The 12,853-nt window shown below is 74.6% G+C and carries 8 protein-coding genes; 6 read left to right on the forward strand and 2 right to left on the reverse strand.

All coding sequences use genetic code 11. The features are described 5' to 3' along the window. Positions 1–235 precede the first annotated feature (235 nt). Positions 236–1,600 (reverse strand): SWIM zinc finger family protein, encoded by a 1,365-nt coding sequence (locus A8713_RS19205; RefSeq protein ID WP_064534752.1) that lies wholly within the window; start codon positions 1,598–1,600, stop codon positions 236–238. Positions 1,601–1,733: 133 nt separating this feature from the next. On the opposite strand from A8713_RS19205, the gene A8713_RS19210 reads away from it, so the two are divergent. From A8713_RS19210 to sucD, 5 genes are all read left to right on the forward strand, one after another. Beyond that, positions 1,734–2,894, forward strand: a complete 1,161-nt coding sequence (locus tag A8713_RS19210; protein WP_064534754.1) for an ATP-binding protein — start codon at positions 1,734–1,736, stop codon at positions 2,892–2,894. Positions 2,895–3,122: 228 nt separating this feature from the next. Continuing rightward, positions 3,123–5,576: a DUF5682 family protein gene (locus A8713_RS19215; RefSeq protein ID WP_064537586.1), complete on the forward strand. Its 2,454-nt coding sequence runs from the start codon at positions 3,123–3,125 to the stop codon at positions 5,574–5,576. 188 nt (positions 5,577–5,764) lie between these two features. Then, positions 5,765–7,033 (forward strand): vWA domain-containing protein, encoded by a 1,269-nt coding sequence (locus A8713_RS19220; RefSeq protein ID WP_237305410.1) that lies wholly within the window; start codon positions 5,765–5,767, stop codon positions 7,031–7,033. 554 nt (positions 7,034–7,587) lie between these two features. Continuing rightward, positions 7,588–8,769 carry an ADP-forming succinate--CoA ligase subunit beta gene (sucC, locus tag A8713_RS19225; RefSeq protein WP_064534756.1) on the forward strand — a complete coding sequence of 394 codons (1,182 nt, stop codon included), beginning with the start codon at positions 7,588–7,590 and terminating at the stop codon, positions 8,767–8,769. A 28-nt stretch (positions 8,770–8,797) separates the two neighbouring features. After that, entirely contained in the window at positions 8,798–9,682 is an 885-nt protein-coding gene (gene sucD, locus A8713_RS19230) for a succinate--CoA ligase subunit alpha (RefSeq protein WP_018564906.1), read from the forward strand. Positions 9,683–9,799: 117 nt separating this feature from the next. On the opposite strand, the gene A8713_RS19235 is transcribed toward sucD, so the two are convergent. After that, complete coding sequence (locus tag A8713_RS19235) at positions 9,800–10,978, reverse strand: RNA polymerase sigma factor (RefSeq protein ID WP_064534758.1); 1,179 nt, start codon at positions 10,976–10,978, stop codon at positions 9,800–9,802. 96 nt (positions 10,979–11,074) lie between these two features. On the opposite strand from A8713_RS19235, the gene A8713_RS19240 reads away from it, so the two are divergent. Beyond that, positions 11,075–12,835, forward strand: coding sequence for a cell division protein PerM (locus A8713_RS19240; protein WP_064534761.1), 1,761 nt, complete (start codon positions 11,075–11,077; stop codon positions 12,833–12,835). The last annotated feature ends 18 nt before the right edge of the window (positions 12,836–12,853 follow it).

A 12,853-nucleotide genomic window follows, 5' to 3' on the forward strand; every position in this document is an offset into this window, starting at 1 on the left:
CGGAAGAAATGCGTGTGCCGGGAGAAATGCGTGCGTCTGAGGAGGAAGGGCGGGCTCGTGAGATGCTGCCGGGGCTGCTGGGGCAGGGGCGCGCCTTTCGGGTGCCGGGGTGCGCCTTTCGGGTGAGACTTCCCGCTGTGCTCCGCACGCCCCGCGGCCGGCCCCGACGTCACTCCGATGCCGGACACCGGGACCCCTCCGACCGGGGCGGATGTCGCAGACGGTGTACGGGTCGTCAGCACAGCGTCACCGCTTCGCCGTCGCCCTGCGGCCAGACCGTCAACGGGGTGAACCCGCGGTGCCCGCACTCGCCGAACACCGTGACCGGCGCACCGCCCGACAGGGCCACCAGCCGCCACAGTCCCGGGCGCCCGCCGGCCGCCGCGGTCACGGGCAGCGCCCGGTCCGTCCCGGCGTCGGCCAGCTGCCAGGAGTCCCCGGCCGGTACCGGCACCACGTCCCGCAGCGTCACCGGGACCGACTCCAGCCAGGGGTCGTGCCGCAGCGCCTCGCCATAGCGCGCCGCGGCCTCGGCCGTCGTCACCCCGGGCGGGCGTATTCGGGTGGGCGCCGGGGCGGCGAACCGCTCGCCCAGGGCCACGCGCTGCCGCCCGTCGCCCGGGTACGCGGCGACCTCCGCGTCCAGCGCCAGGCCGACCGGCAGTGACATCTCCGGCGCCCGGCCGGCCGCGCCGTAGGACAGCAGCAGCGCCGTCCGCCCGGTCGCGGCGCCGTGCAGCCAGATGCGGCGGGTGGTCAGCTTCGCGTCCGCCGTGTCGTACTGGGCGAGGACGAGCCAGCTGTCGCGCGCCGGCGGGCCGTCCGCCGAAGCGGGCAGGCCCACCCGGGACCGGACCGTCGCCGCCAGCTCGGTGGGCAGCCGCTCGTGGCGCAGCCAGCCCTGGTCCAGCAGATGCAGCAGCGCGCACTCCTCCAGCAGCCGCGCCGGCCAGCCCGGTCCGGACGACGGGATCGCGCCCAGCTCCCGCACCCGGGCCGCGAGCCCCGGCGCCTGCGCGTCGACCATGCGGGCCGCGGTCTCCTCCCACAGCCCGTACCCCGCCTGCTCGGCCGCGGCCAGGCCGCCGCGCAGCAGATCGGACAGCCGCTGCTCCAGCTCCGCCGCCCCGGCGCTGATCCGCTCGGCCCGGCGCTCCGCCCGCCGCCGCGCCGCCTCCGGATCGGCGGCGCTCCGGGCCTCCTGCCCCGCCCGCTGCTCCGCCTTGTCCGCGGTCCGCTTGCGTCTGCCCGCCAGCCACTGCGCGGCCCACTCGGGCGCCCGCTCCTCGGGCACGGTCGCGAGCGCGCTCTCGCCGCCCGCCCACACCAGCAGCAGCCCGAGCGCGTGCTTGCACGGGAACTTACGGCTCGGACAACTGCACTTGTACGCGGGACCCGCCGCGTCGGCGAGGTCCACGACCGTCTGATACGGCTTGCTGCCGCTGCCCTTGCACAGCCCCCACACCGTCCCTTCGTCCGCACTCCCCGTCTCGGACCACGGTCCCGCCGTGCCGAGTTTGCTTCCCGCTTTGCGTGACGCGGGGTCAGGTGCCAGTGCCAGCACCTGGTCCGCGGTCCAGCGCGCCCCCTGCTGAGTCATGCCACCGAAGGTAGATCCCCCCACTGACAATCGGCCTCGCGAGGGCGTTTCCGCAGGTCGGAACGCATTGTCAGTGGGGTGGTGCACGGTTGGTGGCAGATCCGAACCGGCCGAGCTGGAGGGGGCCTCAGCCATGTCTGTGACCGTTGAACCGACGTCCGTCGAACCGAGCCACGAGCACTCCGCGCCCGCGAACACGGGCGAGGAACAGAGCACGCAGTCGCTGCGCCCGCACGCCGAGGACGCCTTCGCCGCCGAACTGGCCGCGCTGGCTGCGCAGGACGACCGTCCGCGCCCGGCCCGCTGGAAGCTGTCCCCGTGGGCCGTGGCGACCTATCTCCTCGGCGGGACCCTGCCGGACGGCACGGTGATCACGCCGAAGTACGTCGGCCCGCGGCGGATCGTCGAGGTCGCCGTCACCACGCTCGCGACCGACCGCGCCCTGCTCCTGCTCGGTGTGCCCGGCACCGCCAAGACCTGGGTCTCCGAGCACCTCGCCGCCGCGGTCAGCGGCGACTCCACGCTGCTGGTGCAGGGCACGGCGGGCACCCCGGAGGAGGCCATCCGCTACGGCTGGAACTACGCGCGGCTGCTCGCGCACGGCCCCAGCCGCGACGCCCTGGTGCCCAGCCCGGTCATGCGGGCCATGGCGCAGGGCATGACCGCCCGCGTCGAGGAGCTGACCCGCATCCCCGCCGACGTGCAGGACACGCTGATCACGATCCTGTCGGAGAAGACCCTGCCGATACCGGAGCTGGGCCAGGAGGTGCAGGCGGTCCGCGGCTTCAACCTGATCGCCACGGCCAACGACCGCGACCGCGGGGTCAACGACCTGTCCAGCGCGCTGCGCCGGCGGTTCAACACCGTGGTGCTGCCGCTGCCGGAGACCCCCGACGCCGAGGTGGACATCGTCTCGCGCCGCGTCGACCAGATCGGCCGCTCCCTCGACCTGCCGTCCGTCCCGGACGGCGTGGACGAGATCCGCCGGGTCGTCACTGTCTTCCGCGAATTGCGCGACGGCGTCACCACGGACGGGCGTACGAAGCTGAAGTCGCCCAGCGGCACGCTGTCCACGGCCGAGGCGATCTCCGTCGTCACCAACGGGCTCGCGCTGGCCGCGCACTTCGGCGACGGTGTGCTGCGGGCCGGGGACGTCGCCGCGGGCATCCTCGGCGCCGTCGTCCGCGACCCGGCGGCCGACCGCGTCATCTGGCAGGAGTACCTGGAGACCGTCGTCCGCGAGCGCGACGGCTGGAAGGACTTCTACCGGGCCTGCCGGGAGGTGAGCGCGTGACCGGGACGGGAGTCATGGGGCACGGCACGGGGGACGGCGCCGTGCGGGCCGGCGCCGACGAGGAGCCGAGCTGGACGGGCGGACGGGGACGACGCGCACAGGGGGGACGGCGTGACAGGCGCTGAGCGGAGCGACGGGCAGAACGTCGAGACGGAGAACGGCCGCAGGGACGAGACGGAGAACGGCCGCAGGGGAGAGAAGGAGAGCCGCGGGGCGGGGGTGGGGCCGCTGCTGCTCGGGGTGCGGCACCACGGGCCCGGTTCCGCGCGGGCGGTGCGGGCGGCGCTGGACGCCGCCCGGCCCCCGGTGGTGCTGATCGAGGGCGCGCCGGAGGCGGACGCGCTGATCGCGCTCGCCGCCGACGAGGACATGCGGCCGCCGGTCGCCCTCCTCGCCCACGCGGTGGACGAGCCCGGCCGCTCCGCCTTCTGGCCGCTGGCCGAGTTCTCCCCGGAGTGGGTCGCCCTGCGCTGGGCGCTGGAGCACGGGGTGCCCGCCCGCTTCATCGACCTCCCTGCCACCCACACCCTGGCGTGGCAGGCGGAAGAGGAAGAGGCGGAGACCGGCCCCACGGACGACGCCGACACGGGCGCCGCCGAACCCGCCGAACCCGCCGAACTCAACCACCCAGCCGACCCCGCCGAACCGGGCAGTGAGACCACCACCGGTCCCGGCTCCGTCCCGGCCCCCGGCGCCGACGTGCGGGTCGATCCGCTCGCCGTGCTCGCCGCGACGGCCGGATACGACGACCCCGAGCGCTGGTGGGAGGACGTCGTCGAGCACCGGGGCCCGGGGAGCGAGGACGCGTTCGCCCCGTTCCTGGTGCTGGAGGAGGCCATGGGCGCGCTGCGCGAGACGTACGGGAGCCGGGACCGTGACCTCGTGCGCGAGGCGCACATGCGGCTCCAGGTGCGGGCGGCGCAGCGGGAGTTCGGGGACGGCGTGGCCGTGGTGTGCGGGGCCTGGCACGTGCCCGCGCTGCGGCAGCGGGCCACCGTCACCGCCGACCGGGCGCTGCTCAAGGGACTGCCCAAGATCAAGACGGACATGACATGGGTGCCGTGGACGCACCGCAGGCTGTCCCGGTTCAGCGGGTACGGCGCGGGCATCGACGCGCCGGGCTGGTACGCGCACCTGTTCGGGGTGCCGGACCGGCCGGTCGAGCGGTGGCTGACGAAGGTGGCCGGGCTGCTGCGCGAGGAGGACCGGATCGTCTCCTCCGCGCATGTCATCGAGGCGGTACGGCTGGCCGGGACGCTCGCGGCGATGCGGGGCCGTCCGCTGCCGGGGCTGAGCGAGACCACCGACGCGGTGCGGGCGGTGATGTGCGAGGGATCGGACGTCCCGCTGGCCCTGGTGCGCGACCGGCTCGTCGTCGGGGACGTCCTGGGCGAGGTGCCGGAAGCGGCGCCCGCGGTGCCGTTGCAGCGGGACCTGACCCGCCTTCAGCGCCGGCTGCGGCTCAAGCCGGAGGCGCTGGAGCGCGAACTCGAACTCGACCTGCGCAAGGAGACCGACGCCGGCCGCAGCCGACTGCTGCACCGGCTGCGGCTGCTGGGCGTCGACTGGGGCGAACCCGCCGTCTCCCGGGGCAGCACCGGAACCTTCCGCGAGACCTGGCGGCTGCGCTGGGAGCCGGAGCTGTCGGTGCGGGTGGCGGAAGCCGGGGTGTGGGGGACCACGGTGCTCTCCGCCGCCACCGCCAAGGCGGAGGCGGACGCCGTGGGCACGGACGTCCTCGCCGAGGTGACCGCCCTCGCCGAGCGCTGCCTGCTCGCCGAACTGCCGGACGCGCTGCCCGTGGTGATGCGGGTGCTCGCGGACCGCGCGGCGCTCGACGCGGACGTCGGGCACCTCGCGCAGGCCCTGCCCGCCCTGGTCCGCTCGCTGCGCTACGGCGATGTGCGCGGCACGGACACCGAGGCCCTGGCCGGGGTCGCCGCGGGACTGGCCGAGCGCGTCTTCGTCGGGCTGCCCCCGGCCTGCGTCGGCCTGGACACGGACGCGGCGCAGGAGATGCGCCGTCATGTGGACGCCGTGCACACGGCGGTGGGCCTGCTCGGGGACACCCTCGACGCCCGCCACGGCGATCTGCGCGCCCGCTGGCACGGCGTGCTCAGGACCCTGGCCGGCCGGGACACCGTGCCCGGCGTCGTGCGGGGCCGGGCGGTGCGGCTGCTGCTCGACGAGGGGGAGATCGCCCAGGACCGGGCCGCCCTGTTCATGGGGCTCGCCCTCTCGCCGGGCACACCGCCGCCGGACGCCGCCGCGTGGATCGAGGGCTTCGTCGGCGGCGGGGGCGGGATGCTGCTCGTGCACGACGAGCGGCTGCTCGGGCTGGTGGACGCCTGGCTGACCGGAGTCCCGGCGGACGCCTTCACGGACGTGCTGCCGCTGCTGCGGCGCACCTTCTCGGCGTACGAGTCCGGGGTGCGCAGAACCCTCGGGGAACTGGTGCGGCGCGGCCCGGCCCACGGCGGGGGCGGCCCGGCCGGGAGCACCGCGGCGGGGACGCCCGGCTTCGCCGCGGACCTCGACCCCGACCGGGCCGGAGCGGTGCTGCCGGTGGTGCGGCTGCTGCTCGGCCTGGACGAGAGCGGAGCCGTGGCGGGGGCGGCGGCGGGTTCCGGCCCGGGAGCCGCGGAGAAGACCGGTGACGCGTACGCGGGGGCGGCGCGATGACACCGGCGGAGGGGAGCGAGGCGACCGGGGCGACAGAGACGACCGGCCGGGACGCGGCAGGCGTGAGGGTCATGGGGGACGGCGGAGACGGCGAGGACGGCGGGGTCATGGGGGACGGCGGAGACGGCGAGGACGGCGGAGGCATGGGGGACGGTAGGGCCACGGGGGACGTGAGGGATATGGGGAGCATGACGGACGCGACCGGAGTGGCGGACGCGGGGGACCTGACCGGGGCGGCCGGAGTGGCGGGCGCGGCGGATGTGACGGGGGCGGCCGGAGTGACGGGCGCGGCCCGAGGTGCGGGGGATCTGGGGCAGGAGCGGCTGCGGCGGTGGCGGCTGGTGCTCGGCGGGGACGCGGCGGACGGCACCGGCCGCGCGCTGACCGGGCGGGACGCGGCGATGGACGCGGCCCTGGCCGCGCTCTACGGCAAGGGGGACAGGCCGCAGGGCCAGGGCGCGCGGGACCGTTCGGCGGGTCTGGGCGCCTCGGCGCCCTCGGTGGCGCGCTGGCTCGGGGACATCCGGACGTACTTCCCCTCCTCCGTCGTCCAGGTCATGCAGCGGGACGCCATCGACCGGCTCGGCCTGTCCGCGCTGCTGCTGGAGCCGGAGATGCTGGAGGCGGTGGAGGCGGACGTGCACCTCGTCGGCACGCTGCTGTCTCTCAACAAGGCGATGCCCGAGACGACGAAGGAGACGGCGCGGGCCGTGGTGCGCAAGGTGGTGGAGGACCTGGAGAAGCGGCTCGCCACGCGCACCCGGGCCACGCTCAGCGGCGCCCTGGACCGCAGCGCCCGCATCAGCAGGCCCCGCCACCACGACATCGACTGGAACCGCACCATCGCGGCCAACCTCAAGCACTATCTGCCCGAGTACCGCACGATCGTGCCGGAGCGGCTGATCGGCTACGGGCGGGCGTCCCAGTCGGTGAAGAAGGAGGTCGTCCTCTGCATCGACCAGTCCGGGTCGATGGCGGCCTCGGTGGTCTACGCCTCGGTGTTCGGGGCGGTGCTGGCGTCGATGCGGTCGATCAGCACCCGGCTCGTCGTGTTCGACACGGCGGTCGTGGACCTCACCGACCAGCTCGACGACCCGGTCGACGTGCTCTTCGGCACCCAGCTCGGCGGCGGCACGGACATCAACCGGGCGCTGGCGTACTGCCAGTCGCAGATCACCCGGCCCGCCGAGACGGTCGTGGTGCTGATCAGCGACCTGTACGAGGGAGGCATACGCGACGAGATGCTGAAGCGGGTCGCGGCGATGCAGGCGTCGGGGGTGCAGTTCGTGACGCTGCTCGCGCTCTCCGACGAGGGGGCGCCCGCGTATGACAGGGAGCACGCGGCGGCGCTGGCGGCGCTCGGCTCACCGGCCTTCGCCTGCACGCCCGACCTGTTCCCGGAGGTGATGGCCGCGGCGATCGAGAAGCGCCCGCTGCCCGTCCCCGCGACGGCGTGAAGCGCCCTGAGCGGAAGGCGGGGCCGGATGAAAACGGACAAGGCCGGACAAGGGAGAGACCCGTCCTACTCATCAGTAACAGGGGCTTGCGCGGCGACGGGAGGCGCGTGCGAGTATCGGTGCCCCTCGCACGGACACCTCCGCGGGCCCAGCGGACCCGGATGGCCGAAAGCCGTCGGTTTCTCCGGTCGTCTCCTCGGAACCTGCGGGAGGACCGGCTGGTCCCCATTGGGGTGGGGACCAGCCGGCCCGAGCCCCCTCGGGGCTCTTCCAGGGGTCTCACCGGGTCAACCCCAGCCCGGTGAGACCTCGCGGGACCGGCCGTCGCGCGGCACGCGGTGCCAGGTGGAACGGCATCATGTGACAGGTATCACCGCTCACGTGTGACCCTGGATTTATGGCGCCCCGGCAAGCGGCGATAACCTGCGAGATGGACATGCCGCGCGCTCGGACACCGTGTGCGCCCCCCTTGTGACAAGCGGACGTCACGTTGCCCTTCGCGGCACGCCCACGCATCCAACGAACCGCGAGATCACTGATAGGGACGGAAGCGCGTGGACCTGTTCGAGTACCAGGCGAGGGACCTCTTCGCCAAGCACGATGTACCGGTGCTGGCCGGTGAAGTCATCGACACGCCTGAGGCGGCGCGCGAGATCACCGAGCGTCTGGGCGGCAAGTCCGTCGTCAAGGCGCAGGTGAAGGTCGGTGGTCGCGGCAAGGCCGGTGGTGTGAAGCTCGCCGCCACCCCGGACGAGGCCGTCGCGCGCGCGACGGACATCCTCGGCATGGACATCAAGGGCCACACGGTCCACAAGGTGATGATCGCCGAGACGGCCCCCGAGATCGTCGAGGAGTACTACGTCTCCTTCCTCCTCGACCGCGCGAACCGCACCTTCCTCTCCATCGCCTCCGTCGAGGGCGGCATGGAGATCGAGGAGGTCGCGGCCACCCGCCCCGAGGCCGTCGCCAAGACCCCGATCGACGCCATCGAGGGCGTGACCCCGGAGAAGGCCCGCGAGATCGTCGAGGCCGCGAAGTTCCCGGCCGAGGTCGCGGACAAGGTCGCGAACGTCCTGGTCACGCTGTGGGACACCTTCATCAAGGAGGACGCCCTCCTGGTCGAGGTCAACCCGCTGGCCAAGGTCGCCTCCGGTGAGGTCATCGCCCTCGACGGCAAGGTGTCGCTGGACGACAACGCCGAGTTCCGTCACCCCGACTTCGAGGAGCTCCACGACAAGGCCGCGGCCAACCCGCTCGAGGCCGCCGCCAAGGAGAAGAACCTCAACTACGTCAAGCTCGACGGCGAGGTCGGCATCATCGGCAACGGCGCGGGTCTCGTCATGAGCACCCTGGACGTCGTCGCGTACGCCGGTGAGCAGCACGGCAACGTCAAGCCCGCCAACTTCCTGGACATCGGCGGTGGCGCCTCCGCCCAGGTCATGGCGAACGGCCTGGAGATCATCCTGGGCGACCCGGACGTCAAGTCCGTCTTCGTCAACGTCTTCGGCGGCATCACCGCCTGTGACGAGGTCGCCAACGGCATCGTCCAGGCGCTGAAGCTCCTGGAGGACCGCGGCGAGCAGGTCACCAAGCCGCTGGTCGTCCGCCTCGACGGCAACAACGCCGAGCTGGGCCGGAAGATCCTCACCGACGCGAACCACCCGCTGGTGCAGCGCGTCGACACCATGGACGGCGCGGCCGACAAGGCAGCCGAGCTGGCCCACGCCGCCAAGTAAGCACTCAGGACGAGGACACCAACACACCATGGCTATCTGGCTCAACAAGGACAGCAAGGTCATCGTCCAGGGCATGACCGGCTCCACGGGCATGAAGCACACCAAGCTCATGCTGGGCGACGGCACCAACGTCGTGGGCGGCGTGAACCCGCGCAAGGCGGGTCAGACCGTGGACTTCGACGGCACCGAGGTACCGGTGTTCGGCACCGTCGCCGAGGCCATCGAGAAGACCGGCGCCGACGTCTCCGTCATCTTCGTGCCGGAGAAGTTCACCAAGGACGCGGTCGTCGAGGCCATCGACGCCGAGATCCCGCTGGCCGTCGTGATCACCGAGGGCATCGCCGTGCACGACTCGGCGGCCTTCTGGGCGTACGCCGGCAAGAAGGGCAACAAGACCCGCATCATCGGCCCGAACTGCCCCGGCATCATCACCCCGGGCCAGTCGAACGTCGGCATCATCCCGGGCGACATCACCAAGCCGGGCCGCATCGGCCTGGTCTCGAAGTCCGGCACGCTGACGTACCAGATGATGTACGAGCTGCGGGACATCGGCTTCTCGACGGCCGTCGGCATCGGCGGTGACCCGATCATCGGCACCACGCACATCGACGCGCTCGCCGCGTTCGAGGCCGACCCCGACACCGACCTGATCGTCATGATCGGTGAGATCGGCGGCGACGCCGAGGAGCGCGCGGCCGACTTCATCAAGGCCAACGTGACCAAGCCGGTCGTCGGCTACGTCGCGGGCTTCACCGCGCCCGAGGGCAAGACCATGGGCCACGCCGGCGCCATCGTCTCCGGTTCGTCCGGCACCGCCCAGGCGAAGAAGGAGGCCCTGGAGGCCGCGGGCGTCAAGGTCGGCAAGACCCCGACCGAGACGGCCAAGCTGGCCCGCGCCATCCTCAGCGCCTGACAAAGCGCCGGAGAAAGCGCCTCCGCGCGAGCGGAGCACCGGTGGGCCCGCGCCCGGCGACATGCCGGGTGCGGGCCCACCGCCGTATCCGGGGCCGAAGCCGCGTGGGCGGCCGGGTCACCGGGCCTCGGGCGCCAGCCGCTCCGGTCCGGCGTCGGCCTGCTTCTTCAGCGCGGCCCGCAGTCGCTGCTCCTGCTGCGACAGCGGGCCGAGCGCGCCCGGCGCCGGGAGGCCCTGGACCGCGTGACCGGGGGAGACCGGCGCGAAGTAGCGGGTGGGCGCGGTGTGCAGGGTGAGCGCCGTGGCGCCGATGATGGTGACGGTGAACGCGATGGCGGACCGCGTCCAGAAGCGGGTGCTGCGCTCCCCGGCGGTGCGCACCGCCACCGGAGCCGCCGGCCCGGCAGGCACCTCGGTCCCGGTCCCCGCCCCGGTCCCCGCCCAGATTCCGGACCCACCGCCCGGAGCCGCCCCAGGCCCCGCCGGGACCCCGCCGCCCGGGACCCCGCCGCCCGGGACCCCGCCGCCCGGGACCCCGCCGCCCGGGACCCCGGCGCGCACCGCGGCGCCCGCGCCCACCACGCTCCCCACCGCGACCCCCGCGCCCGCGGCCACCGCCACACCGGGCCCCATGACGGGGCCGGTCGCGGCGAGGTGCCAGGCGGAGCCGAGCCGTACCAGACGGCGGTGGAGTTCCGCCGGGTCGGCCAGTTCGGGCAGGCAGGCGGCGACGGCCTCGCGGGCGTGCATCAGCCGGTTGGCCGTCGCCGGGGTGCTCGCCTCGGTCTCCGCCGCGGTCTCCGGCAGATCGAGGCCGACACCGTCGTAGAGGACGAGCGTGCGCCGGTAGGACGGCGGGAGGCGCAGCAGCGCGTGCTGGAGGGCGCGGTCGGCGGGCTCGGGGGGCGGGTCGGGGATCCGGTTGCGGGGCAGGAAGCGGTACCAGGGGGAGAGGGCGCAGTCGTACGCCAGCGCGCGCATCCAGCCCGCCGGGTCGCGGTCGTGGGCCACTTCGGGCCAGCGCTGCCAGGCCAGTTGGAAGGCGCGCTCCACGGCCTCGCGGGCGCGGTCCCGGCGGCCGGTGAGCAGGTAGGACTGGCGGACGAGGGCGGGAGCGCAGAAGGCGTAGAGCGCGTCGAAGGCCTGAGCGGGCGTCAGGGGCTTCCCCGCGCCCGCGCCCGTGCCCGCGCCCGTTCTCGCAGCTCCCTGAGTGCGCGTCAGAGCGGCGTCGGGACCGCCGTGTCGGGCGTCCGGGGGCGGGGGCGGGGGCAGCGGCTTCGTATGACTGTTCGTCACAGTGCGTCCCTCCGTGTGAATAGGCACATAAACGTATATTGAGCGACACAGCGGAGGTTCGCCTGTTGCGCCGGGAATGCGTGTGACGTTGGGAGCATGGCGGGCGTGATCCAGACGACCCATGGACGTCCGCCGCTGCCACGCCTGCGTGCCCGGGTACGGGACCGCTCACCCGGACTCGGCGCCGGTTTCCTGGGCGGGGTGGTCGCGGCGGGGCTCGGTCTCGGCTCGTTCGCCGTGCTCGGCATCGTGCTGTGGATCAGCTCGCCGTACCCCGACAGCGGGCCGGGCGGCGCGCTGCACACGGCGGCCGCGCTGTGGCTGCTGGCGCACGGCGCCGGACTGGTCCGCGCCGACACCCTCACCGGTGCGCCCGCGCCCATCGGGCTGATCCCGCTGCTGCTGGCCGTGGCGCCGCTGGTGCTGTTGCACCGGGCGGCGCGGGACGCGACCGACAGCGGCGACGGCGGGCCGCTCGTGCCCCCGCGCACCGCCTGGGCGGGTGTGGTCGGCGGCTATCTGGCGGTCGCGGTCGGCGCGGTGGTCTACGCGGCGGGCGGGTCGCTGCACCCGGCATGGTTCTCGACGCTGCTGTGGGTGCCGTGCACCGTCGCGGCGGCGGCGGGCAGCGGCGTCTGGGCGGCGTACGGCTGCCCGCGCGCGCCGCTGGAGCAGGCGCTGCGCCGGCTCTCACCCGGCGTGCGGCGTCTGCTGCTCGCTCCCGGGCCCCGCGCGCGCCTGGGCGCCGCCTCCCGGGCGGCCGGTGCCGGGGCCGTGGTGTTCGTCGGCGGCGGCGCGCTGGTGCTCGGGGTGTCGCTGGTGGGGCACGGCGGGGCCGCGCAGGGCGCCTTCCTGCGATTGACGGAGGGCTGGTCGGGGCGGTTCGCGATCCTGCTGCTCTGTCTGGCGCTGCTGCCGAACGCGGTGCTGTGGGCGGCGGCGTACACGCTCGGGCCCGGTTTCGCGCTCGGCGTCGGGCACACCGTCGGTCCGTTCGCCTCCGACCCGGCGCCGCTGCTGCCGCCCTTCCCGCTGCTGGCGGCGGTGCCGGACGCGGGCCCGGGTACGCCGCTGCATCTGCTGACGGCCGCGGTGCCGGTGGCGGCCGGGCTGGTCATCGGCTGGTTCGTGGCGGGCGCGGCGGTGCGGGAGGTGCCGGACGCCACGGGCGCCCTGACCGGGGTGCGGGCCTGGCCGTGGCGCCGGGCGGCGGGCGGGGCGGCCCTGGCGTGCCTGCTGTGCGCGACCGGACTCGGAGTGCTCGCCGAACTGGCGGGCGGCCCGCTGGGCAACGGCACCCTGGACGCGTTCGGCCCCGTGGGCTGGCAGGTCGCGGGGGCCGCGCTGCTGTGGACCTCGGTGGCGGCGGTGCCCACGGCGGTGCTCGTCCGGGCCTGGCGCTGCCACGGTGTACGGGTCCAGGTGGTGGCGGAGACGGCCGGGCAGCGCATCGGCAGGCCCCGCGAGGGCGGGAGGCCGCGCGACGGCGGCAAGGACGGGAACACCGGGGGCGGCAGGGCCGTCGTGAGCGGGGCGCGGGGCGCGGACACCGGCGGGCGGCTGCTGCCCGCGCGCTACGAGGCCGCCCTCGAACCGTACGACGTGCTGCCGCTGGACCCGTCGGCTGCCGGGGAGGTCACCTGGGAGCCCACGGCACCCGCGGCCACCGAGACCGGCAGCCCGGAGAACACCGGCAGCGGCACCACCGGAACCACGGGTACCACCGGAACCACGGGTACCACCGGCATCACCACTACCGACGACAGCGGCCGACCGGAGCCGCCGGACCCGGACGACGCCGGACCCGCGCCCAGCGCACCGCCGACGTCGGCCGCCCCGCCGCCCCCGTCTACCTGAAGGGCCGGGCGGCCCGCG

The sequence above is a fragment of the Streptomyces sp. SAT1 genome (genome assembly GCF_001654495.1).
In the GTDB taxonomy this organism is placed as follows: Bacteria; Actinomycetota; Actinomycetes; order Streptomycetales; family Streptomycetaceae; genus Streptomyces; species Streptomyces andamanensis.

Excerpts from the sequence above, each read along its gene's own strand:
- A8713_RS19210 (WP_064534754.1), top strand. The coding sequence starts at position 1,734 with ATGTCTGTGACCGTTGAACCGACGTCCGTCGAACCGAGCCACGAGCAC.
- A8713_RS19240 (WP_064534761.1), top strand. The coding sequence starts at position 11,075 with ATGGCGGGCGTGATCCAGACGACCCATGGACGTCCGCCGCTGCCACGC.
- sucD (WP_018564906.1), top strand. The coding sequence starts at position 8,798 with ATGGCTATCTGGCTCAACAAGGACAGCAAGGTCATCGTCCAGGGCATG.
- A8713_RS19220 (WP_237305410.1), top strand. The coding sequence starts at position 5,765 with ATGACGGACGCGACCGGAGTGGCGGACGCGGGGGACCTGACCGGGGCG.
- A8713_RS19205 (WP_064534752.1), bottom strand. The coding sequence starts at position 1,600 with ATGACTCAGCAGGGGGCGCGCTGGACCGCGGACCAGGTGCTGGCACTG.